This is a genomic window from Aeromicrobium stalagmiti, assembly GCF_013283745.1.
GTDB classification, from domain to species: domain Bacteria; phylum Actinomycetota; class Actinomycetes; order Propionibacteriales; family Nocardioidaceae; genus Aeromicrobium; species Aeromicrobium stalagmiti.
The window spans coordinates 115,695-138,359 of record NZ_JABSTZ010000004.1; the positions used below are offsets into that span (position 1 = coordinate 115,695).

Annotated in this window: 22 protein-coding genes; 10 read left to right on the top strand and 12 right to left on the bottom strand. The window is 69.7% G+C overall.

Annotation, left to right across the window (positions count from 1 at the left end; genetic code table 11):
- Nucleotides 1-2: 2 nt before the first annotated feature.
- Entirely contained in the window at nt 3-1,040 is a 1,038-nt protein-coding gene (locus HQK15_RS15300; protein WP_173492373.1) for a LacI family DNA-binding transcriptional regulator, read from the bottom strand.
- A gap of 103 nt (nt 1,041-1,143) precedes the next feature.
- On the opposite strand from HQK15_RS15300, the gene HQK15_RS15305 reads away from it, so the two are divergent.
- From HQK15_RS15305 to HQK15_RS15330, 6 genes are all read left to right on the top strand, one after another.
- Nucleotides 1,144-2,337, top strand: coding sequence for a phytanoyl-CoA dioxygenase family protein (locus HQK15_RS15305; protein WP_173492374.1), 1,194 nt, complete (start codon nt 1,144-1,146; stop codon nt 2,335-2,337).
- Nucleotides 2,330-3,103, top strand: coding sequence for an SDR family oxidoreductase (locus HQK15_RS15310; RefSeq protein ID WP_173492375.1), 774 nt, complete (start codon nt 2,330-2,332; stop codon nt 3,101-3,103). The genes HQK15_RS15305 and HQK15_RS15310 overlap by 8 nt, the downstream gene beginning before the upstream one ends.
- 114 nt (nt 3,104-3,217) lie before the next feature.
- Nucleotides 3,218-3,796 carry an ATP-dependent Clp protease proteolytic subunit gene (locus HQK15_RS15315; RefSeq protein ID WP_173492581.1) on the top strand — a complete coding sequence of 193 codons (579 nt, stop codon included), beginning with the start codon at nt 3,218-3,220 and terminating at the stop codon, nt 3,794-3,796.
- Nucleotides 3,793-4,395, top strand: coding sequence for an ATP-dependent Clp protease proteolytic subunit (locus tag HQK15_RS15320; protein ID WP_173492376.1), 603 nt, complete (start codon nt 3,793-3,795; stop codon nt 4,393-4,395). The genes HQK15_RS15315 and HQK15_RS15320 overlap by 4 nt, the downstream gene beginning before the upstream one ends.
- Before the next feature lie 149 nt (nt 4,396-4,544).
- Complete coding sequence (gene clpX / locus HQK15_RS15325) at nt 4,545-5,816, top strand: ATP-dependent Clp protease ATP-binding subunit ClpX (protein WP_173492377.1); 1,272 nt, start codon at nt 4,545-4,547, stop codon at nt 5,814-5,816.
- A gap of 49 nt (nt 5,817-5,865) precedes the next feature.
- Entirely contained in the window at nt 5,866-7,017 is a 1,152-nt protein-coding gene (locus HQK15_RS15330; protein ID WP_173492378.1) for a saccharopine dehydrogenase family protein, read from the top strand.
- Between the two features lie 55 nt (nt 7,018-7,072).
- On the opposite strand, the gene valS is transcribed toward HQK15_RS15330, so the two are convergent.
- Both valS and HQK15_RS15340 read right to left on the bottom strand, forming a co-directional pair.
- Complete coding sequence (gene valS / locus HQK15_RS15335; RefSeq protein WP_367649209.1) at nt 7,073-9,676, bottom strand: valine--tRNA ligase; 2,604 nt, start codon at nt 9,674-9,676, stop codon at nt 7,073-7,075.
- Nucleotides 9,677-9,739: 63 nt separating this feature from the next.
- On the bottom strand, nt 9,740-11,902 hold the full coding sequence (locus HQK15_RS15340; protein WP_173492380.1) for an MMPL family transporter: 2,163 nt from the start codon (nt 11,900-11,902) through the stop codon (nt 9,740-9,742).
- A gap of 126 nt (nt 11,903-12,028) precedes the next feature.
- On the opposite strand from HQK15_RS15340, the gene HQK15_RS15345 reads away from it, so the two are divergent.
- Together HQK15_RS15345 and HQK15_RS15350 are read left to right on the top strand one after the other, a co-directional pair.
- Entirely contained in the window at nt 12,029-13,366 is a 1,338-nt protein-coding gene (locus tag HQK15_RS15345) for a bifunctional folylpolyglutamate synthase/dihydrofolate synthase (RefSeq protein ID WP_173492381.1), read from the top strand.
- Between the two features lie 25 nt (nt 13,367-13,391).
- Nucleotides 13,392-13,736 carry a DUF4233 domain-containing protein gene (locus tag HQK15_RS15350; RefSeq protein ID WP_254451080.1) on the top strand — a complete coding sequence of 115 codons (345 nt, stop codon included), beginning with the start codon at nt 13,392-13,394 and terminating at the stop codon, nt 13,734-13,736.
- Here HQK15_RS15350 and HQK15_RS15355 read toward each other — a convergent pair.
- From HQK15_RS15355 to HQK15_RS15385, 7 genes are read right to left on the bottom strand one after another with little or no spacing between them, the layout of a single operon-like run.
- The gene (locus HQK15_RS15355) at nt 13,724-13,921 is read right to left on the bottom strand and encodes a ferredoxin (protein ID WP_173492382.1); all 198 of its coding nucleotides are present in this window, start codon (nt 13,919-13,921) and stop codon (nt 13,724-13,726) included. The two genes, HQK15_RS15350 and HQK15_RS15355, sit on opposite strands and share 13 nt — an antisense overlap.
- Nucleotides 13,918-15,159, bottom strand: a complete 1,242-nt coding sequence (locus HQK15_RS15360; protein ID WP_173492383.1) for an NADH-ubiquinone oxidoreductase-F iron-sulfur binding region domain-containing protein — start codon at nt 15,157-15,159, stop codon at nt 13,918-13,920. The genes HQK15_RS15355 and HQK15_RS15360 overlap by 4 nt, the downstream gene beginning before the upstream one ends.
- On the bottom strand, nt 15,156-15,749 hold the full coding sequence (locus tag HQK15_RS15365) for a ferric reductase (protein ID WP_173492384.1): 594 nt from the start codon (nt 15,747-15,749) through the stop codon (nt 15,156-15,158). The genes HQK15_RS15360 and HQK15_RS15365 overlap by 4 nt, the downstream gene beginning before the upstream one ends.
- On the bottom strand, nt 15,746-16,675 hold the full coding sequence (locus HQK15_RS15370; protein ID WP_173492385.1) for an FAD:protein FMN transferase: 930 nt from the start codon (nt 16,673-16,675) through the stop codon (nt 15,746-15,748). The genes HQK15_RS15365 and HQK15_RS15370 overlap by 4 nt, the downstream gene beginning before the upstream one ends.
- Nucleotides 16,672-16,992, bottom strand: a complete 321-nt coding sequence (locus HQK15_RS15375; RefSeq protein ID WP_173492386.1) for a hypothetical protein — start codon at nt 16,990-16,992, stop codon at nt 16,672-16,674. Before HQK15_RS15375 ends, HQK15_RS15370 begins: the two co-directional genes overlap by 4 nt.
- A 57-nt stretch (nt 16,993-17,049) precedes the next feature.
- On the bottom strand, nt 17,050-18,393 hold the full coding sequence (locus tag HQK15_RS15380) for a HAMP domain-containing sensor histidine kinase (protein WP_173492387.1): 1,344 nt from the start codon (nt 18,391-18,393) through the stop codon (nt 17,050-17,052).
- Complete coding sequence (locus HQK15_RS15385) at nt 18,390-19,076, bottom strand: response regulator transcription factor (RefSeq protein ID WP_173492388.1); 687 nt, start codon at nt 19,074-19,076, stop codon at nt 18,390-18,392. Before HQK15_RS15385 ends, HQK15_RS15380 begins: the two co-directional genes overlap by 4 nt.
- A gap of 64 nt (nt 19,077-19,140) precedes the next feature.
- Between HQK15_RS15385 and HQK15_RS15390 the strand changes: the two genes are divergently transcribed.
- Together HQK15_RS15390 and HQK15_RS15395 are read left to right on the top strand one after the other, a co-directional pair.
- Nucleotides 19,141-19,779 carry a metallophosphoesterase family protein gene (locus tag HQK15_RS15390; protein ID WP_173492389.1) on the top strand — a complete coding sequence of 213 codons (639 nt, stop codon included), beginning with the start codon at nt 19,141-19,143 and terminating at the stop codon, nt 19,777-19,779.
- A gap of 1 nt (nt 19,780) precedes the next feature.
- The gene (locus HQK15_RS15395; RefSeq protein WP_217361749.1) at nt 19,781-20,632 is read left to right on the top strand and encodes a ParB N-terminal domain-containing protein; all 852 of its coding nucleotides are present in this window, start codon (nt 19,781-19,783) and stop codon (nt 20,630-20,632) included.
- Between the two features lie 19 nt (nt 20,633-20,651).
- On the opposite strand, the gene HQK15_RS15400 is transcribed toward HQK15_RS15395, so the two are convergent.
- Entirely contained in the window at nt 20,652-21,815 is a 1,164-nt protein-coding gene (locus HQK15_RS15400) for an ABC transporter ATP-binding protein (RefSeq protein WP_173492390.1), read from the bottom strand.
- A 4-nt stretch (nt 21,816-21,819) separates the two neighbouring features.
- Complete coding sequence (locus tag HQK15_RS15405; RefSeq protein WP_173492391.1) at nt 21,820-22,665, bottom strand: carbohydrate ABC transporter permease; 846 nt, start codon at nt 22,663-22,665, stop codon at nt 21,820-21,822.

Genomic DNA, 22,665 nt, shown 5'->3' on the forward strand with positions numbered 1-22,665 from the left:
CCTCAGTGGCGGGGGAGGAAGGCGCCCGGGGTGTTGTAGGGGGTCACGACCTGGACCGGGGACGGCAGGGAGTGGATCGGGCCGGGCAGGGCGCCGTGCGTCTGCATGATGATCCGGCACACGCGGCGCATGTCGTCGCGCAGGTCGTGGTGCAGCACGGCCGACAGCCGCCGCTGCCGCAGCAGCACCGCGTTGTCGCCATCGAGGTCGTGCGCGACGAACACGTTGACCCCGCGGCCCGCCCGCCGAAATGCCTCGAGAGTCGCGGTGTTGCCGCCGCCGATCGAGTAGACCGCGTCGATTGACGGGTCCGCTTCGAGCGCCGCGCCGACGGCGTCCAGCACCGTCGCGTCGAGTCCGTCGGTGCCGGTGAGCGCCCGGCAGCCACGCCCCGGCGCGAGGTCGCGCAGCGTCTCCTCGAAGCCGGCCGACCGGTCGTCCTCGCCACGGAAGTCGGCATTGCTCAGGGTCATGAGCACCGTGCCCACGGCCCCGGGGGTCCACTGCGCCACGAGGTACGCCGCCGTGGCCCCGGCCGCCCGGTTGTCGATGCCGACGTAGGCGATCCGGCGGCTCGCCGGTACATCGGTCACCAGGGTCACCACGGGAACACCGGCGTCGACCAGATCGGCCACGGCCTCGACCACCTCGGGCGCGTCTGGAGCCTTGAGGACGACGCCGTGGGATCCCCTCCGCGCGATCTCCGCCAAGGTCCGCACGACGTCGCGGGGGGAGCTCGGCTCCTGCAGGTGGAACCGGGACCGCACGACGGCCGGTCGCAGGTGGGGCAGCTCGGCCTCCAGAGCGGCCCTCACGGCCGAGGAGAACCGCGTCGGGGTCTGCATCACGAGATCGACGAGGAAGGTCCGCCCGCCGATGCGCAGCTGGGTCGCCTGCCGGTCGAGCTCGGCGATCGCCTGCTCGACCTCGGCCACGGTGCTGGGGCGGACTCCGGGGCGGCGGTTCAGCACGCGGTCGACGGTGGCCAGGCTCAGTCCGGACTGTTGGGCGATCTCACGCAGGCGGTAGGGGTGTGACACGTGGCCTCCGTCACTCTGAGGTGTTCTTGAGGTGTTTTCACCCTCGGCACAGCCTACGCCGCGGCCTAGCGTTGACCCGTACCCACCGAGCCGAGGAGCCCCCATGAGCGCGATGCTGAACGGCGTGCCGACCCGCACGCCCCGCCTGAGCGAGTCCGACTGCGACATCGCCGACTTCGTCGGCGTCCTGGCCGCGACGACCGACCTCGCCGACTACCCGCACGCCCATCACGTCGAGCAGGACGTCCTGGTCTACGAGTCGGCTGTCCTGCGTGCGGCGGTCTCGACCCCCGACGGGCTCGTCGAGGTGGAGGGCGAGCTCGCCCGAGCGCTCAGCGACGGTCCGGGCATCGTCGTGCTCAAGGGCGCCTTCACCGACCTCGACGTCGTCAGCCGTGTCACGGCGGTCTTCGACGAGGTGATCGAGGACGAGCGCCGGGCCGGCACTGCGCCGGGCGACCACTTCGCCAAGCCGGGCGCCAACAGCCGGGTCTGGAACGCGCTGGAGAAGCTGGCGGTCCGTGATCCGGGCGCCTTCGTCGACTACTACGCGAACGACGTCCTCGCGCTGATCTCGCGCGCCTGGCTCGGCCCCGCCTACCAGGTGACGTCGCAGGTCAACGTCGTACGACCCGGCGGCGTCGCCCAGGACCCCCACCGCGACTACCATCTCGGCTTCTTGTCGAACGAGGTCGTCGAGCGCTACCCGGCGCACGTCCACGTGCTGTCGCCCGTGCTGACGCTGCAGGGCGCCGTCGCTCACTCCGACATGCCGGTCGAGAGTGGACCGACGATGTACCTCCCGCACTCGCACAAGTACGTTCCCGGCTACCTGGCGTGGCACCTGCCCGCGTTTCGGGAGCACTTCGCGGAGCACCACGTGCAGCTCCCGCTCGCCGCGGGGGACGCCGCGTTCTTCAACCCTGCGCTGTTCCACGGCGCGGGCAACAACGTGTCGACCGACGTGCAGCGCATGGCCAACCTGCTGCAGGTGTCGTCGGCCTTCGGGCGCGCGATGGAGACCGTGGACCGTGGCAGGGTGACGAAGGCGGTCTACCCCGAGCTGCTGGCACGGTGCGCGTCGGGGACGTCCGAGGACGCGATCGCGAACGCGGTGGCCGCGTCCGCCGAGGGATACCCGTTCCCCACGAACCTCGACCTCGACCAGCCGATCGGTGGGCTGACCCCGCTCTCGCAGGCTGACGTCGTGCGCCAGGCGCTCGACGAGAGGTGGTCACCGGACCGGCTCGACACGGCGATCGACGCGTACCTCGGCCGCCGGCGCACCGATGTCTGAGCCGCTCCTGTCCGGACGGGTCCTGCTGGTCAGCGGCGGCACCCAGGGGGTGGGCGGCGGGATCGCCCGCGCGGCGGTCGCCGAGGGGGCGACCGTCGTCGTCACCGGCCGCCGTACCGACGTGGGGGAGGCCTTCGCCGAGTCCCTCGGCGAGGCCGCGACCTTCCTGGCCTGCGACGTCGCGGACGTCTCCCAGGCCCAGGGCGTGGTCGCCACGACGATCGAGCGCCACGGACGCATCGACTCGCTGGTCAATGCCGCCGGGCTCACCAGCCGGGGCACGTTGCTCGACACCACCCCCGCGCTGTTCGACGCCCACGTCGCAGTCAACCTGCGGGCCCCGTTCTTCCTCATGCAGGCAGCCGTTGCCGACATGGTGCGGCGCGGCGAGCCTGGGACGATCGTCAACGTCCTGACGATGTCGGCTCACGGGGGACAGCCCTACCTCGCGCCCTACGTGGCGGCCAAGGCCGGGCTCGCGGGCCTGACCCGCAACGCGGCCCACGCCCACCGCTGGGACCGCGTACGCATCAACGGCGTCAACATCGGCTGGACCCAGACCGAGGGCGAGGACGCGGTCCAGCGCGAGTTCCACGGCGCGGACGACACGTGGCTGCAGAAGGCCAACGCCTCGCAGCCCATGGGGCAGCTCGGCCAGGTTGACGATGCGGCCGCACTGGTCGTGCTGCTCCTCTCGGACCGCAGCGGGGTGGTCACCGGCTCGGTCATCGACTGGGACCAGCAGGTCGTCGGCGGCCAGGACTGACCGCGCCGTCACGCTGTCAGCGAACAGCCGTGTTTTCGCGTGTGTTCGCGCAGGCGGCCGTCTAGGTTGGGGGACGTGAACCTATCTGCCAGCTCCAGCCCACAGTCGCCGAGGATGGCCGGCGAGGCCGGTCCCTCGGATCTCGACGGCCACATCTACCAGCGCCTGCTGAAGGAACGCATCGTGTTCCTCGGCTCCGAGGTGCGCGACGCCAACTCCAACGCGATCGCCGCCCAGATGCTGCTCCTCAACGCCGAGGACCCGCAGGCCGACATCTTCCTCTACATCAACTCGCCCGGCGGATCGGTCGACGCCGGCATGGCGATCTACGACACGATGCAGTTCATCTCGAACGACGTCGCGACGTTCGGCATGGGCCTGGCTGCCTCGATGGGCCAGTTCCTGCTCGCCGCCGGCACCGCCGGCAAGCGCTACGCCCTGCCCCACGCGCGCATCATGATGCACCAGCCGTCGGGCGGCATCGGTGGATCAGCCTCGGACATCAAGATCCAGGCCGAGCAGAGCGTCCTGCTCAAGAAGCAGCTCAACGAGCTGCAGTCCCACCACAGCGGCCAGACGGTCGAGCAGATCGAGCTCGACTCCGACCGCGACCGGTGGTTCACGCCCGACCAGGCCAAGGAGTACGGCCTCATCGACCACGTCGTCCGCAGCGCAGGAGAGGTTGTCCGATGAGCTACTACATCCCGCAGTGGGAAGAGCGGACCTCGTACGGGTTCCGTCGCATCGATCCCTACACCAAGCTGTTCGAGGACCGCATCATCATGCTGGGCACCCCGATCAGCGACGACGTCGCCAACGCGGTCATGGCCCAGCTCATGTCGCTGCAGGCGATGGACCCCGATCGTGACATCAGCATCTACATCAACAGCCCCGGTGGCTCGTTCACCGCGCTGACGGCGATCTACGACACGATCCGCTACATCAAGCCGGACGTGCAGACGCTCTGCCTGGGTCAGGCGGCCTCGGCTGCTGCGATCCTGCTGGCCGCCGGCACGCCGGGCAAGCGACTCGCCCTGCCCAACAGCCGCATCCTGATCCACCAGCCCTACACCGAGGGCACCGGCGGACAGATCTCCGACCTGGAGATCCAGGCCAACGAGATCTTCCGCATGCGTGAGCTCATGGAGAAGATGCTGTCCGACGCGACCGGCAAGCCGATCGAGGAGATCAGCAAGGACGTCGATCGCGACAAGATCCTCACCGCCCAGCAGGCCGTCGAGTACGGACTGGTCGACGAGGTCCTCGACACCCTCAAGGTCCCCGCGATCTAGACCCAGCACGACAACACGCATCGACATCCGGTGCGGTGATCGAGACGACGGGGCCATTCGCCGCTACGGTGGAAACCACGTCGTCTCGGTCACACCCCGGCCGACAGCGCCGGGCATGCAGCGCACACCGTAGGAAGGGACTCCACCCCATGGCACGCATTGGTGAAACCGCTGATCTGCTGAAGTGCTCGTTCTGTGGCAAGAGCCAGAAGCAGGTCAAGAAGCTCATCGCCGGGCCGGGCGTCTACATCTGCGACGAGTGCATCGATCTGTGCAACGAGATCATCGAGGAGGAGCTCGCCGAAGGCGCTGAGCTGAGCCTCGGAGAGCTGCCCAAGCCCCAGGAGATCTTCGACTTCCTCAACGGCTACGTCATCGGTCAGGACGGCGCGAAGAAGTCGCTGGCCGTGGCCGTCTACAACCACTACAAGCGTGTCCAGGCGCAGGCCGCCGGCACCCGCAGCAAGGACGACCAGGTCGAGCTGGCCAAGTCCAACATCCTGCTCGTCGGACCGACCGGCTGTGGCAAGACCTACCTGGCCCAGACGCTCGCCCGCATGCTCAACGTCCCGTTCGCGATCGCCGACGCGACGGCCCTGACCGAGGCCGGCTACGTCGGCGAGGACGTCGAGAACATCCTCCTCAAGCTCATCCAGGCTGCCGACTACGACGTCAAGAAGGCCGAGACCGGCATCATCTACATCGACGAGGTCGACAAGATCTCGCGCAAGAGCGAGAACCCGTCGATCACGCGCGACGTCTCGGGCGAGGGCGTGCAGCAGGCGCTTCTCAAGATCCTCGAGGGCACGACCGCGTCGGTGCCGCCGCAGGGCGGCCGCAAGCACCCGCACCAAGAGTTCATCCAGATCGACACCACCAACGTGCTGTTCATCGTGGGTGGCGCGTTCGCCGGGCTCGACCAGATCATCGAGGGTCGCAGCGGCAAGATGAGCCTGGGCTTCAACACCGCCAAGCAGGACATCGGTGCGGCGGTCGAGCCCCACAAGCTCTACTCCAAGGTCCTGCCCGAGGATCTCCTCAAGTTCGGCCTGATCCCCGAGTTCATCGGGCGTCTGCCGGTCATCGCTGCGGTCGACAACCTCGACAAGGAGGCGCTCGTCGCCATCCTCACGCAGCCGCGCAACGCGTTGACCAAGCAGTACGAGCGCCTGTTCGAGATCGACGGAGTCGAGCTGGAGTTCAGCCAGGAGGCGAGCGAGGCGATGGCCGAGCTCGCGCTCGAGCGGGGCACGGGCGCCCGTGGCCTCCGGTCGATCATCGAGGCCGTCCTCGAGCCGGTCATGTACGAGATCCCGAGCCGTGACGACGTCGCCAAGGTGATCGTCACCGCCGCGACCGTCGCCGGCGACGAGGGCCCGCAGATCCTCACGCACGCCGAGGCCGCCAAGAAGGCGTCCTAGCCCCAGCCTTGCCCGTGCCAGGCGGGTTACCTGCCGGTAGGTTGGCGACATGACCACTGTCGACATCGCCCTGTTCGGTGCCACCGGCTTCACCGGTGCCCTGACCGCCGACTATCTCAGCACCCATCTGCCGCCCGGCGCCACGTGGGCTATCGCGGGGCGCAACCAGGCCAAGCTCGAGCAGGTCGCCGACCGCATCGACTCGCTCGGCGGAGTGCGTCCCGAGATCATCTCGGCCGACGTGGCCAACGCCGACTCCATGGCGGCCCTGGCCAAGAGCACGCGGGTGCTCATCACGACGGTCGGCCCCTACGTCCAGCACGGCGAGCCGGCCGTCAAGGCAGCCGCCGAGGCGGGCATCGCCTACGTCGACCTCACGGGTGAGCCGGAGTTCGTCGACCAGATGTGGCTGAAGTACCACGAGACCGCCCAGCGCACCGGCGCCCGACTGGTCCATGCCTGTGGCTTCGACTCGATCCCGTACGACCTCGGGGTGCTCTACACCGTCGAGCAGATGCCGCAGGGCGTCCCGCTCGACGTCAAGGGCTACATCCGCGCCGGGGGAACGGCATCGGGCGGCACCTACCACTCCGCGATCGGCGCGTTCTCGCGCATCCGCCAGGCCGGTCGGACGGCAGCCGAGCGCAAGAAGTCCGAGCCACGTCCCGAGGGCCGCACGATTCGCGGCGGCGGCAAGCTCGGCCGTGGCGCCGGCGGCAAGGGGTGGGCCCTCCCGCTGCCGACCATCGACCCGCAGATCGTGCTGCGGTCGGCCCGCTCGCTCGACCGCTACGGACCGGCGTTCACCTACTCGCACTTCGCGCAGTTCGCGAAGCTGCCGATGCTTGCCGGCACGATCGCCGGGGGAGCCGTGCTGCTGGCGGGCTCGCAGCTCAAGCCGACCCGGGCTCTCCTGCTCAAGCTCAAGTCACAGGGCGACGGGCCCGACGAGGAGAAGCGCGCCACGTCGTGGTTCAAGCTGCGCCTGGTCGCGACCGGTGGCGGCACGACCGTCACGACGCAGGTCAGCGGCGGCGACCCGGGCTACACCGAGACGGCCAAGATGCTGAGCGAGTCGGCGCTGTGCCTGGCGTTCGACGACCTCCCGCAGGTCTCGGGTCAGACCACGACCGCGGTGGCCATGGGCGACGCCCTGATCCAGCGGCTGCAGCACGCCGGCATCACGTTCCAGACGTTGTAGGACAGGAGAATCTGGGTTCGTCCGCGCCCGCGCGGACGAACCCAGATTCTCGGGTCTACTCCGCGAGGGTCGGGACGGCCTCGACCGTGAATCCGTCGGCCGACTCGTCGGGGGAGAGAGTCGGCTGGGCGGTGACCCGTCCGGCCGCCAGGACGTCGGCGATCGCGAGCGAGAGCAGCTCGAGGTTGGCCGCCGTCGCGGTCACCGTCAGGCTGCCGATCTCGGTCTTCTGGCTGACCTTGGCCACGGACTTGGCACCTCGGACGTCGGCCAGCACAGCCGCGGCCGCGCTGAGCACGCCCGGGTCCTGGTCGCCGGTGGTCAGGTCGGTCGCGTTGTCGGGCCAGACGGCGCGGTGGATCGACCCCTCCTGCCACCACGACCAGACCTCTTCGGTGACGTAGGGCAGGAACGGGGCGAGAAGCCGCAGCTGCACCGACAGCGCGAGCACGAAGGCGCTCTTGGCCGACTGGCCGCCGGCGTCGGTGCGCCGGGCGCGCTCCTTGACGAGCTCGAGGTAGTCGTCGCAGAAGTCCCAGAAGAACTTCTCGGTGACCTCGAGGGCCGAGGCGTAGTCATAGGCCTCGAAGTATGCCGTGGCCGACGTGACGACCTCACGCAGGCCCGCGAGCATCGCCAGGTCGATCGGCTCGGTCACGAGGGCCGGATCGAGCTGGTCGGCGCCGGCGCCCAGGCCGTACTGCTCCTCGGGGGCGAGGACGAACTTGCTGGCGTTGAGCACCTTCATCGACAGACGGCGCCCGACCTTCATCTGGGCCTCGTCGAACGGCGAGTCGGCGCCCGGACGTGCGCCGGCTGCCCGCCAGCGGACGGCGTCGGCGCCGTACTTGTCGAGGATCTCGTCGGGGACGACGACATTGCCCTTGGACTTGCTCATCTTCTTGCGGTCCGGGTCGACGACGAAGCCCGACAGGGCGGTGTGCGTCCACGGGATGCTGCCGTGCTCGAGGTGGGAACGGACGACCGTCGAGAACAGCCAGGTGCGGATAATGTCGTGGCCCTGCGGGCGCAGGTCCATCGGGAACGTCTTGGCGAACAGCTCGGGGTCGCGCTCCCAGCCGCAAACGATCTGCGGCGTCAGCGAGCTCGTGGCCCAGGTGTCGAGGACGTCGGGGTCGGCCATGAAGCCGCCGGGCTCGCCGCGCTGGGAGTCGTCGAAGCCGGGAGGAGCCTGGGACGCCGGGTCGACCGGCAGGCTGGCCTCGTCGGCGAGGATCGGGTCGTCGTAGTCGGGCTCGCCGTCGGCGTCGAGGCGGTACCAGACCGGGAACGGGATGCCGAAGAAGCGCTGACGCGAGATGAGCCAGTCACCGTTGAGCCCGCCGATCCAGTTGGTCAGCCGCGACTGCATGTAGGCCGGGACCCAGTCGATCTCGTCGCCGCGGGCGATGAGGTCGGCGCGCAGGTCGGCCGAGCGACCGCCGTTGGCGATGTACCACTGGCGGGTCGACACGATCTCGAGCGGCTTGTCGCCACGCTCGTAGAAGTTGGCCATGCGCTGGGTCGGCTTGGGGTCGCCGTCGAGGTCGCCCGACTCCTTGAGTGCAGCGACGGTGAGCTCGCGCGCGGTGAACGTCGTCTTGCCGGCGAGCGTGGCGTACAGCTCGCGACCGGTCTCGGACTCGATCCAGGCCGGGGCGTCGGACAGGATGCGTCCGTCACGACCGATGATCGTGCGGTTGGGCAGCTGCAGCTCGCGCCACCAGATGACGTCGGTCAGGTCACCGAACGTGCAGCACATGACGATGCCCGAGCCCTTGTCGGGCTCGGCGGACGGGTGGGCGACGACCGGGACCTCGACGCCGAACAGCGGCGAGGTCACCGTGGAGCCGAACAGGCCCTGGTAGCGCTCGTCGTCGGGGTGCGCGATGAGCGCGACGCATGCGCCGATGAGCTCGGGCCGGGTGGTCTCGATGTGGATGGGGCCGTCTGCGCCGTGGAACGCGACGCGGTGATAGGCGCCGGGATACTCGCGAGCCTCGAGCTCGGCCTGGGCGACGGCCGTCTGGTAGGTGACGTCCCAGAGCGTCGGGGCGTCCTGCTGGTAGGCCTCGCCGCGGGCGACGTTGCGCAGGAACGCTCGCTGCGACACGACCTGCGACTCGTCGCCGATCGTCGTGTACTGCTGCGACCAGTCGACGCTCAGGCCGAGGGTGCGCCACAGCTGCTCGAAGACCTTCTCGTCCTCCTCGACGAGCTGGTTGCACAGCTCGATGAAGTTGCGGCGGCTGATCGGGACCTGGCGCTTGGGGTCGGGCTCGGCCGGCGGCGTGTAGTCGGCCTCGTAGGGCAGGGTCGGGTCGCAGCGGACACCGAAGTAGTTCTGGACCCGGCGCTCGGTCGGCAGACCGTTGTCGTCCCAGCCCATCGGGTAGAACACTTCCTTGCCGCGCATGCGCTGGTAGCGCGCGACGAGGTCGGTGTGGGTGTAGGAGAACACGTGCCCGACGTGCAGCGATCCCGAGACCGTCGGCGGGGGCGTGTCTATCGAGAAGATCTGCTCCCGGCTCTTGGACCGGTCGAAGGTGTAGGTGCCCTGATCCGCCCACCGGGCAGACCACGTCGCCTCGAGTCCTTCGAGGACGGGCTTCTCCGGGACGCCTGATCCAGAGCTGGTCTGTTCGAGTTCGCTGGTCACGACAGACAAGTCTAGGCGGGAGCCGCCCCGTGCTCCCACCTAGTCTCGGTCCTGCGGCGTGGATCAGGCCTTGTGCATGGGGGGGCCGGTCGTGTCCACCGGCTCGGCCGGGTGTGCATTGTCTGCCAGGTGGTCAGGTCCATCGGTCTTCCACAGCGAGCTCGGCCACCACATCCATCGACCGATGTCGAGGTTGAGCGCCGTCACGAGCACCGACCGGACAATGATCGTGTCGAGCAAGACGCCGAAGGCGACGACGAAGCCGAGCTCGGCCAGGAACACCAGCGGAAGCGTGGCGAGCACGGCAAATGTCCCGGCAAGCACAAGACCGGCTGAGGTGATGACGCCTCCCGTGGCAGACAGTCCGATCAGGGCGCCCCTGCGAGTGCCCACCTCCAGTGCTTCCTCGCGCACACGGGTCATGAGGAAGATGTTGTAGTCGATGCCGAGCGCCACGAGGAAGACGAACGCGAAGAGTGGGAACGACGTGTCGGCGCCGCCGAACCCGAGGACGTGATCGAAGACCAGCCCACTGACGCCCAACGCGGCACCGAAAGACAGCACCACTGTCACGATGAGGATGACCGGCGCGGCGATTGCTCGGAGCAGCAGCCCGAGGATGAGGAAGACAGCAATGAGGATGATCGGGATGATGAGTCGGTTGTCTTCGCCTGAGAGCCTCTGAACGTCGGCGTTGATCGCTGTCGTGCCGCCGACCAAGGCATCTGCTCCGTCGACCTTCCCGACTGCCTCACGTGTTCGCTCGACAGTGTCAGCTGCCTCGGACGAGTCAGCGGCACCGGTCAAGGGAACCTGGATGAGCGAGTAGCCATCCTTTGGCTCAGGTGAGACGACAGCCCTCGACGCCTCGAGACCCTCGACGTCTTGGAGGACGGTCAAGATGTCCTGCGACGTGTTCTCCGTCGTTGCGATCACGACGGGGGTGCTCTCGTCGCTGTTGAAGTGACGTCCGAGTGCTTCTTCGCCTTCCACCGAAGGCTGGGTCTTGGTGAACTGCTCCTTGTTGGTCAGCCCCGTTGCATCCAGGGAGACGATGCCCACCGTGAGCGCCGCGAGGATCACGGTCGTGACAACCCATGTTGCACGGGGCGCCTTCGAGATGGCGACGCCCACACGCGACCAGATGCCCGTGTCATTGGGCTCGGTGTCACCGAAGTGCGGGATACGTGGCCAGAAGATCCACCGGCCGACCAGCACGAGCAGGGCAGGCAGGAGGGTGAGCATGACGAGTAGACCGACGGCGATGCCAACGGCTGTCACGGGACCGAGTCCGCGGGTGGAGTTGATCTGGGCGAGCAACAGGCACAGCAGCCCGACGATGACTGTTGCGCCGCTCGCGATGACCGCTGGAGACGCTCGGTGCAGTGCCTTGCCCATCGCCTCGTGCCGGTTCTCGTGACGTCGCAGCTCTTCTCGATAGCGAGCCACGATCAACAATGCGTAATCTGTGCCAGCTCCGAAGACAAGAACGGTCAGGATGCCGGCACTCTGACCATTGACGGTCAAGTCCGCGTACTTGGCCAGCAGATACACAGCCGATTGCGCCAGGCCGAGGGCCACACCTGCACTGATGACCGGAAGCAGCCACAGGATGGGGCTTCGGTAGGTCAGCAGCAGCATGACGATGACGACGCCTCCGGCTGCGAACAGCAGAGTCGTGTCGATCCCCTCGAACGCCTTGGAGAAGTCATCGGCCTGACCGGCAGGCCCAGTGATGTAGGTCGCGAGACCTCCTGCGTCGGCATCGGCGATCTTCTTCAGACTCTCGATGGCGGGTGAGACCTTGTCGAATCCGTCGACTCCCAGGTCAAGGGGCACATACAGCTGAGCTGCCATTCCGTCCTCGGACGGAATGACCGGCACCTGTCCGTCGAACTTGGCCAGCTCACCTGTGTCGAGATCGTCGCGGGCAGAGATCTTCTGGGCATCACTGGCGATCTTGGCAAGCTCTGCCTTGGTGAGCTTGCCGTCACTCTCGTAGAGGACGATCGCCGGGATCGTGTTCGCGGAGCCGAACTTCGCCTGGATGTCGAGCACCTTGGTCGACTCGGCGTTGCCGGGGAGGAACGACTTCTGGTCGTTCTTCTGGACGTCGCCGAGCTTGGCGGCAAGCGGTCCGAGCCCGACAAGAAGAGCGACCCAGAACAAGATGACGACGTACTTCACCTTGGAGTGGGTGATCCAGCCGGCGACGGATCGGTGCATGGCGTCTTCTCCTCAGGGGGTGGCACAGCAAAATCTCAGGTGCGTCCATCATGGCGGAAACAGAGGACATTTTGAACATCGGTGGCAACCCTGAGCCGTCCCCGAGGTGCTGCGATACTGGACCCGATGACACCTACGTACGCGGAGGTCGAGCGCGCGCTCCTCGGCCGTTGGCCCGAGACCCGTCTCGAGCCCTCCCTCGATCGCATCGCGGCCATCTGCCGCCTCCTCGGCGACCCCCAGGCGGCCTATCCGGTCATCCACCTGACGGGCACCAACGGCAAGACCTCGACGAGCCGGATGATCGACACCCTCCTGCGGGCCCTCGACCTGCGCACGGGTCGGTTCACGAGCCCGCACCTGCAGTCGATGACCGAGCGCATCAGCCTCGACGGGTCACCGCTCAGCGAGGCCCTGTTCGTCGACGCGTTCGCCGACGTGGCGGCCTATGCGCAGATCGTCGACGACTCGTCGGCCCACCCGCTGTCGTACTTCGAGATGATGGTCGCGATGGCCTTCGCCGCGTTCGCCGACGCCCCGGTTGACGTGGCCGTGGTCGAGGTCGGCATGGGCGGCTCGTGGGACGCGACCAACGTCGCTGACGGCCAGGTCGCCGTCATCACCCCGATCGGCGTCGACCACGCGTCCTACCTCGGCGACCGGCCCGAGATCATCGCGGTCGAGAAGGCCGGCATCATCAAGGCGGGCTCGCACACGATCCTCGCCGAGCAGGAGCCCGAGGTCATGGACGTGCTGATGCGTCGTGTGCTCGACGTCGGCTCGATCGCGCTGCGCGAGGGCACCGACTTCGGGGTCAACTCCCGCGTGACGGCGCTGGGCGGCCAGCAGATCGGCCTGCAGGGCCTCTCGGGTGCCTATGACGACATCTTCCTGCCGCTGCACGGCGCGCACCAGGCCCACAACGCGGCGTACGCGCTCGCGGCCGTCGAGGCCTTCACGGGCAGCAAGCAGCTCGATGCCGACCTGGTCCGCGACGCGTTCGCGCAGGTCACGTCGCCCGGACGGCTCGAGGTCGTGCGCCGCAGCCCCACGGTGCTGCTCGACGCGGCCCACAACCCGCACGGCGCGCAGGCCACGATCGAGGCCGTGCAGGACGCGTTCTCGTTCAGCCCCCTGATCGGTGTCGTCGGTGTCATGGGCGACAAGGACGTCGAGGAGATGCTCCGCGTGTTCGAGCCGGTCATGGCCGAGATCGTCTGCACGCAGAACAGCACCGACCGGGCGATGCCGGCCGTCGAGCTGGCCGAGCTGGCGGCCGACATCTTCGGTGAGGAGCGGGTCACCATCGCGTCCCGCCTCGACGAGGCGCTCGAGCGTGCCGTGCTCAAGGCCGACGCTGCCGAAGGCTACGACGACGCGATCGGCAGCGGTGGCGTGCTCGTGACCGGCTCGGTCGTCACGGTCGGCGAGGCCCGGATGCTGTTCGGCGGTGACGTCGCGTGAGCGCGCTCGTCTCGGAGGCGACCGCATGAGGGGCATGTGCGCGGCGATGCTGACGCTCGAGGCAATCGTCCTCGGCCTCAGCGTGCCGGTCATGATCTCCGTCGAGGACGTCAACAAGGTCGCGGCGCTGGTCGTCGGGCTCGGGCTGGCGGTGCTGTGCATCCTGGTGGCCGGGTCGCTGCGCAGGCCGCAGGCCTATCTGGTCGGGCACGTGATCCAGGTCGGCGCGATCGCGATGGGGTTCCTCGTCCCGATCATGTTCTTCGTCGGACTGATGTTCGCGGCCCTGTGGTTCGGCGCCTACTTCCTCGGCCGCCGGATCGAGGACGACAAGGCGCGCTGGGCCCGCGAGGCCGCTCAGGACGACTGAACCCGAAGCGCCAGGGCGGGGCAGGCCAGCGCGGCCTGCCGGGCGGCCTTCACCAGCCCCGGCTCGACCTCGCGGCCGTCGACGACCGGGAAGCCCCACTCGTCGAGCGACACCTTCTCGGGCAGCAGGCGTGAGCACAGCCCGTGCGCGTCGCAGCGGGTCCAGTCGACGTCGATCGTGGTCATGACAGTCCTTTCGGCAGGGGCAGCACGGTCGACGGGGGCAGCCCGCACGTGCCGTGGTGCTGGTGGATCGCCAGCTCGGGCGCCAGGGTCTCCAGGGCCGAGCCGATGAACAGGGCGGATCCGTCGGGGTGCGAGCACGCACCGCGCCCACGGACGAGCGCGAGGCGGCGCAGGGCGGCGTCCGCGCGCTCGGGACCGGCGCCGGCGGCGAGCGCGGCGAGGTCGTCGGCGAGGGCAGGCAGGCCGAAGAAGCAGGGACCGCACTGGCCGGCCGACTCCGATGCGAGCCACTGGGCGACCCGCACCACCTCGGAGACGACGCACGTGCCGGCGTGGGGCCGCGCGATCACGCCGGCACCCAGCGGGCTGCCCGCGGCCCGCAGCGCCGCACGATCGAGCACCAGCTGGCCCGCCGACCGCACCCACACGCCGTGGTAGCCGCCGATCAGGACCGGTGCGGGCGACGGCGGAAGCAGCACCGACAGGGGAGTGCCGTTGGGCACCTCGAAGACACCGTGGTGCGACGTGTCACCGATCAGGGTCAGCAGGCTGGTCCCGGGCTCCGTGGTGGCACCCACGCGGGCGTAGCCGGAGGTGCCCAGACGGGCCAGGAGCGCCACGTGCGCGAAGGTCTCGACGTTGGAGGCGAAGGTCGGTCGGCGGTCGACGCCGTGCTCGTGGGGCAGCACCCGCCGCCCCGGCGGCACGGCGCGGTCGCCGTTGAGCCCGTTGACGACGGCCCTGATCTCACCGCCGACGAAGCCGTCGTGGGTGCGGACGACGCGCACGTCCCCGGCGTCGGTGCGCTCGTCGCACGCGCGGACCAGGGAGTCGTGGGCCGTCGCGTCGTGGACGACGATCGTGATGCGGCGGGTGTCGAGGGCGTGGGCCGCGACGATCGCTCCGTCGATGACGAGGTGGGGTGCGTACGTCATGAGGGTGCGGTCCTTGCGGCTGGCCGGCTCGCCCTCGCTGCCGTTGAGCAGCACCGAGACGTGGGAGCCGGCGGGCATGGCCGCGAGCTTCGCGGCGACGGGGAAGGCGGCGCCGCCGCGCCCCAGGAGGTTGACGTCCTCCAGCGCTGTCGCGAGCCAGCTGCGCCGGCGCAGGACGGGTGTGCCGTGCAGGCGCAGGTGCTGCGTGTGGTCGACGCGACCGTGCTCGGCCACGCCGGCCAGGAGGCGCGGCTCGCCGATGGAGGCGACGGAGGCGGTGGGGTGGTCGGCGAGGACGGTCATGATGCGCTCCTGACGAGGGTGCGGGCGGTGGGAAGGGGGCGGTGCAGCTCGGTGGAGCGGGCGCGGAGCCGGAGGGCGACCGCTGCTGCGACGGCGAGACCGCACGCGGCATAGATCGCGGTCGACCAGGTCGCTCCCGTGTCGGTGCCGGCGAGGATGCCGTGCGTCATGGCCATGACCCAGCCCGCGTAGGCGCTCAGGTGGATGCCGCGCCAGGCCCGGGTCGCGCGGGCGGACGTCGCGAGGCGTCCACGCATCGCTCCGGAGACGGCGACGAGCACGAACGCGTAGACCGACAGGGTGCCGAGGCCCAGCGCGAGGGGCCGGTAGCCCGCCGTGAAGGGCAGGAGCGTCGACGTGACGGACACGTCGACGTAGACGTCGACGATGATCAGCACCGCGTGGGCCACCAGGGCGACCAGACCGAGCACCGCGGCCGACCGGTGCGCCATCTGGGTGAGGTAGCGCCGATCGAGGGAGCGCTCGGACGGCGCGGTGCTGCGCGAGGCGAGGGCGCCCATGACGGTCGCTGCGGTGAACGCGATCAGCGCCACCATGCCCGTCGCCCGGGCGAGATACCAGATCGTCATGCTGCGGCCTCGGCCTGCGTGGGCCAGGCGCCCACGGTCAGGACGCGCCCGCCGTGGTCCACCAGGCGAGCGGCGACGTCGAGCTCGGTGAGGTAGGCGACCGCCTCGTCGCCGAGGACCAGCGCCGCGGTGGTCGCGGTGTTGGCCTGCACGGCGCTGGGGGCCCACGCCGTGACGGTGCGCCACGGCCCGACGGCCGGCAGACCCGTGCGCGGGTCGATCAGGTGGTGCGCGTCGCCGGACGCGGTGCGCCAGCGCCGGGCGATCGTCGACGACGTGGCCAGGCCGCCCCGCTCCAGGCCAACCGGCTGACCGGGCTCGCCGGACCGCTCGCTGACGTGCACCTGCCACGGGGTCTTCTTGGTGCCGGCCACGGCCACGTCGCCACCGATCTCGACGAGCACGCCGGTGCCGAGGCTCGACGCGATCGCGTGCGCCGCGACGTCGGCGGTCCAGGCCTTGGCAGTGGCACCGAGGTCGAGGCGCAGACCGGCGGGGATGCCGATGCGGCCCAGCTCGTGGTCGACGCGGACCTGGGTCCAGTCGGCCTGGGGGAGGGGCGACCGCCGGATCGTGTCGTCGTCCGCAGGGGCGACCATCCGGTCGCGGACGTCCTCGATGTCGGTGGTGTAGCCGGCGCGGACCAGGTGAGCGCCGATCGTCGGGTCGACCGCCCCGCCGGTCTCTGCCGCGGCGTCGAGGGCGATGTCGACGAGAGCGATCGTGCGCCGGCCGACGGGGATGAGCCGGCCGGCGGCGTCGTTGACGCGGGAGACGTCCGAGTGGGACGAGAAGCGGTCGGCTGCCAGGGCGACGTCGGCCATCAGCGCGACGAGGTGCTGCTTGGCCGGCGCTAGCGCCTGGGGGCGGGTGACGGTGAGCCGCACCCGGCACGACCAGTCGTTCCAGATCGCGGACGCGCTCATGACGCGTTGCTCGATCCGTCGGACGAGCTGCTGGAGTCCGAGCTCGTGATGCCGCTGCCGGAGGACGAGCTCGACCCGGTGTCGGTGCTGCTGGTGTCGGTGGTGCCCGAGTCGGCGGACGTCGTGTCGGACGACGTGCTGGTGTCGGACGAGGTCGTTCCGGTCGAGGTCGACGTGGAGTCGGACGAGTCGTCGTCGATGGCGGCGCACGCGGTGAGCGCGCCGGTCATGAGGATGCTCGTCGCGGCGATGGCGGCGAAGTGCTTGCGGGACCTCGCCACGAGGTTGGCACGGGGGCTGATGGGTGAAGTGGTCATGCTTCGAGCCTCGCGGCTCGCGCATCAGGCGCGCCTCAGTCCACCGTCAAATGCAGTTCAAATCTGTCTGTGGGGACGCTGGAGGGTGAGCCGCACGGTGTGGGTCCCGTCGTCGTTCGAGAGGACGTCGAGGCGGCCGCCGGTCGACTCGGCGCAGCTGCGGGCGATGTCGAGCCCGAGCCCGGAGGAGCCGCGGTCGCTGCGTCCGCGACGGGTCGCCCCGAGCGGGATGCCGGGACCGTGGTCGATCACGTCGATGTCGCACCCGGCCTCGGTCGGGCGGAGGACCACCCTCAGCGGTGTGCCCTCCGGCGTGTGCGCGACGACGTTCTCGAGCAGGGCGTCGACCGCCGCCGAGAGCGCGTCGTCGGTGCAGCCGACCGGGGCGGTCGCGTCGGGGACGTCGATCTCGACGACCCGGTCCTGGTCCTCGGCGAGGGGCGCCCAGAACGCGATGCGGTCGAGCAGCACGGTGCGCGCGTCGGCAGCGCGGGGCTCGCGGTCGGTGCGAGGCTGGCGGGCGTGCTCGATGACCGCGGTCAACGTGCGTTCCAGCACGGCGACGTGCCGGGCCAGGTCGCGGGACCGCTCGGAGTCGGGCAGTGCCTCGACGTCGAGGCGGATCGCCGTCATGGGGGTGCGCAGGCGGTGGGAGAGGTCGGCGATCGTCTCACGCTCCGAGGCGAGCAGCTCCTCGATCCGCTCGGCCAGCTCGTTGAGCGCTGACGACACCTGGGCGACCTCGGGCGCGCCGGTGACGGGGGCCCGCGCCTCGAGGTGCCCGGCGCTCAGCTCCTCGGCGGTCGCGGCGGTCGCGACGAGGGGACGGGTGAGCCGGCGCGACACGACCTCTGCGCCGACGGCCGACAGCACGAGCAGGGCGATGGCGCCCCCACCGACCACGGCCCACCGCTCGTGCACCTCATCCTCGACCGACGAGTCACCGACGAAGGCGCGCACCAGCGCACGCCCCGAGGCGCTGTTGGCCCGGATGTCGACGAGCCAGCCGTCACCGAGATGCGTCGTGCGCGGGGCGGACACCTTGCCGAGGTCGTCACCACGGTCCCCGTCCCCGTCCCCGTCGTCGGCTGCGGGACCGTCAGGGACGCGGGGTGCGTCGTCGGGCAGCGGCGCGCCGACGCTGGTGCCGTCGGGCAGCAGCACCGTGATCGCCGTGTCGGTGCGGGCGTTGACCCGCTCGACGTACTGCGTGGCCTGGTTGGCCGTGTAGGCGTTGGTGGTGAGGTAGTCGGCCACGCCCTGCGCGACGTACTCGGTCTCGCGGACGACGCGGTCGGACGCCGACTGACGCAGGGCGATCGCGAGCGGCACCGCGAACGCGACGAGGACCAGGGCGGTCAGTCCCGTGGCGAGCAGCAGGATGCGTCGGCGCAGCGTCACGAGGGATCGACCATCTTGATGCCGACGCCGCGGACGCTGTGCAGGAACCGGGGCTCGGCAGCCGACTCACCGAGCTTGCGGCGCAGCCAGGACACGTGGACGTCGACGGTCCGGTCACCGCCGCCCCACGGGAGGTTCCAGACGTCGGCGAGCAGGTCGTTCTTGGAGACCACCTGACCGGGCCGCTGCGCGAGGTAGAGCAGCAGGTCGAACTCCTTGCGGGTCAGCACCAGCGGCTCGCCGGCCAGACGGGCCTCCCGGCCCTGGGGGTCGATCACGAGGTCGGCGAGCGTGACGGTGGGGCTCTCGACGGGCACGTCGGCCTTGCCGCGACGCAGCACCGCGCGGACGCGTGCCAGCACCTGGACCGCCGAGTAGGGCTTGACGATGTAGTCGTCGGCGCCCGCGTCGAGCAGGCGGACGATCTCGCGCTCGTCGTCGCGGGCCGTGGCGACAAGGATCGGGACGTCGCCGAGGGAGCGGATCATCGCGAGCACGTCGGCGCCGTCGAGGTCGGGCAGCCCCAGGTCGAGGATCACGGCGTCGGGTGCGAACTCCGTCAGGCGGCCGAGTGCGTCACCGCCGCGGGCGACGGCTGCGACGGTCACGCCCTGCTGGGTCAGGGCCCGGGTGAGCGCGGCGCGGATGGCGTCGTCGTCCTCGACGAGCAGGATGCGCAGCATGGATCTGAGGGTAGCCCCCGCGCGCACAGGTGTGACCGTGGTCATGCCGCAGTAGGCTCGGGTCATGGTCAGGGTCCTGGCAGTCGCCGACGAGGAGGTCCCCGCGATGCGGTCGCGGGTGCGTGACCTGCGGGTCGACCTCGTGCTCGGCGCCGGCGACCTGCCGTGGGACTACCTCGAGACGCTGGCCACTCTGCTCGACGTGCCGGCCGCCTTCGTGCCCGGCAACCACGACCCCGAGGTCACGCGCCGGTCGCCGGCGCCGGACGGCTTCGTCAACCTCGACGGTCAGGTCCTCGACGTGGGCGGGCTGCGCGTCGCCGGACTCGGGGGCTGCGTCCGCTACAACGCGGGCGGTCACCAGTACACCCAGGACGAGTACGACGTGCGCGCCCGCCGGCTGCTCCGGGCTGCCGACGGCGCGGGGGCGCGGCCTGTCGACGTCCTGCTGACCCACGCACCGCCCCTCGGCCTCGGTGACGAGCCCGACCCGAGCCACGTCGGCATCGCGGCGCTGCCCGGCGTCATCGAGGTGCTGCGCCCCTCGTGGCACCTGCACGGCCACATCCATCCCTACGGCATGCACAAGCCTGACCGGGTGCTCGGTCCGACCACGATCCGCAACGTGATTCCGTGGCACGTCCTCGAGATCGAGCCCCAGGCCGCCTCGTCGGTCGCAGCCGGCTCCGGACGACGGGCCTGACGTGGTCAGCAGTTCCGGCTCCTCACGGGTCGACGCCGAGAGCGACTTCATGCGCGCGCGGCGCCACCAGGTGCTGTCGAGCCTCGCGGCGCGGCTGACGGGCGACACCGAGGACGTCGTCCAGGCGATGTCGTTCGACGAGGTCGTCGACGCGCTGGGCCGGCGGGCCGAGCACTACGTCGGCACCAAGGTCATCCCGCTCGACGCGATCGTCGGGTCGGTCGACAAGGTGCGAGACTTCGACCGGCGCTTCCGTCCGACGTCGGCCGTCAGCCGGCAGCGCTGGGAGCGGCTGGCGCGGGCCAGCAGGACGGGCGAGGTCATCCCCCCGATCGACGTCTACCAGATCGGCGACTACTACTTCGTCCGCGACGGTCATCACCGGGTCTCGGTCGCCCGCAGCCTCGGAGTCACGCTGATCGAGGCCCGGATCACCGCGATCGACACGCTCCTCACACCGGTCGGCATCGACTCCCGCTCCGCCCTGGAGCTCAAGTTCTGGCGCCGGCTCATGCTGCAGCGCGTCCCGTTCGTGGGGGAGGCCCGTGCCGCGGTCGCGGTCGACGACCCGGCCGACTACGGCGAGATCGCCGAGGCCGTCGAGGCCTGGGCGGCCCGCACGATGCACGCCGAGGGCGCCTACATGGATCCCGGGACCATGGCCGCCCGGTGGTACGCCGAGGAGTTCTCGCCCGTCGTCGCGATGATCGAGGAGGCCGGCGTGCGTGGCAAGGACGAGCGTCCGGCCGCGGCGTTCCTGCGCGTGGCCTGCGAGCGCTACCGCCTGATCCGCGAGCACGAGTGGAACGCCGAGGTCATGCAGGCGGTCAAGAAGGGCAGCAAGAAGCGCTGACCCGGTGCACCGCCCTGGGTCAGAGGCCGACCGTCAGGTTGTCGCCGCTCGTCGGGTCGAACAGGTGCATCTTGTCGGTGTCGATGAACAGCGTGGCGTCGTCGTCCTCGGAGACCTTGCTGGCTGCGTCGAGCGAGACCACGAGCTGGGTGCGCAGGGAGTCGCTGTCGGACTCGCGGGCGAGCTCCTTGAGCTGGTCCTGGACCTTGGCCTCGGCCTCGTAGGGCACGTAGGCGTACTGCTGGTCGCCGAGCCACTCGCGGACGTCGATGTGGGCCTCGAACGTGCGCGAGGTGTCGACGTGTCCCTCCTCGATCACCGAGACGTCCTCGAAGTGCTCGGGACGGATGCCGGCCATCAGCAGGCCCTTGCCCTCGGTCTTGGCTGCCTTGTCGGCGGGCAGGGGGAACGTGCCGAACGGCAGGGTGACCTTGCCGCCCTCGACGGTCGCGGGCAGAAAGTTCATCGGCGGTGAGCCGATGAAGCCGGCGACGAAGAGGTTGACGGGCTGCTCGTACAGCTCGCGCGGGCTGGCCAACTGCTGCAGGATGCCGCGCTTCATCACGGCGACGCGATCGCCCAGCGTCATGGCCTCGGTCTGGTCGTGGGTCACGTAGACCGTCGTGATGCCGAGTTTCTTCTGCAGCCGGGCGATCTCGGTCCGCATCTGGCCGCGCAGCTTGGCGTCGAGGTTGGACAGCGGCTCGTCGAACAGGAAGGCCTTGGCCTCGCGGACGATCGCGCGGCCCATCGCGACGCGCTGGCGCTGGCCGCCCGACAGGTTGGCCGGCTTGCGCTGGAGGTGCTCGTCGAGGTCGAGCGTCTTGCTCGCCTCGCGGACCTTCTCGTCGATCTCCTTCTCGCTCTTCTTGGCCAGGCGGAGGGGAAACGCGATGTTCTCGTAGACCGTGAGGTGGGGGTAGAGCGCGTAGTTCTGGAACACCATCGACAGGTTGCGGTCGCGCGGCGCGAGGTCGTTGACCCGCTCGCCGCCGATGAGCATGTCGCCGGACGTGATGTCCTCGAGGCCCACGATCATGCGCAGGAGGGTCGACTTCCCGCAGCCGGACGGACCGACCAGGATCAGGAACTCGCCGTCGGCGACGTCGATGCTGACGTCGTTGACCGCCGGGAAGCCGTCGCCGTACTTCTTGACGATGTTCTTCATCTCGATGGTGGCCATGTGATCAACCCTTCACTGCGCCGGCGGTGAGGCCGGCGACGATCTTGCGCTGGAAGAACAGGACGAGGACGACGATCGGCACCGTGGCGACCACGGCACCGGCGGCCAGCAGCGATGCCGGCCGGTTGAACGGATCGGCCCCGACGAAGAACGACAGGGCTGCGGGGATCGGGCGGGCGTTCTCCGTCGACGTCAGCGAGATGCCGAAGACGAAGTCGTTCCACGCGAAGAAGAAGGTGAGGATCGCGGCGGTGAAGACGCCGGGCGCGGCCAGGGGCACGATGACCTTGCGGAAGGCCTGCCACGAGGTGGCGCCGTCGACCTGGGCGGCCTGCTCCATCTCCCACGGGATCTCGCGGAAGAACGCGGACAGGGTCCAGATCGCCAGCGGCAGCGTGAAGGACATGTAGGGGATGATCAGGCCCGGCCACGTGTCGTAGATGCCGAACGTGCGCCACATGTCGAACAGGGGCCCGACCAGCGAGACGACGGGGAACATCGCGATCACCAGGGCTGTGGTCAGCACGAACTTCTTGCCGGAGAACTCCAGGCGGGCGATCGCGTACGCCGCGAGCGTGGCCAGGATGACCGACAGCAGCGTCGCGATGAGCGAGATGCCGATCGAGTTGAAGATCGCGCGGCGGAACTGGTCGTCGGCCAGGACGTCCTGGTAGTTCTGCCACCCGGCGCCGCCGCCCTTGGAGGGGAAGAAGCCGGGGGAGCCGACCGTCACGGCCTCCTGGCTCTTGAACGACAGCGAGATGATCCACGCGACGGGCAGCAGGCACCAGATGAGGATCAGCGCGCAGCCGATGGCGGTGCCGATCCGGCTCTTCACATCGGTCTTCAT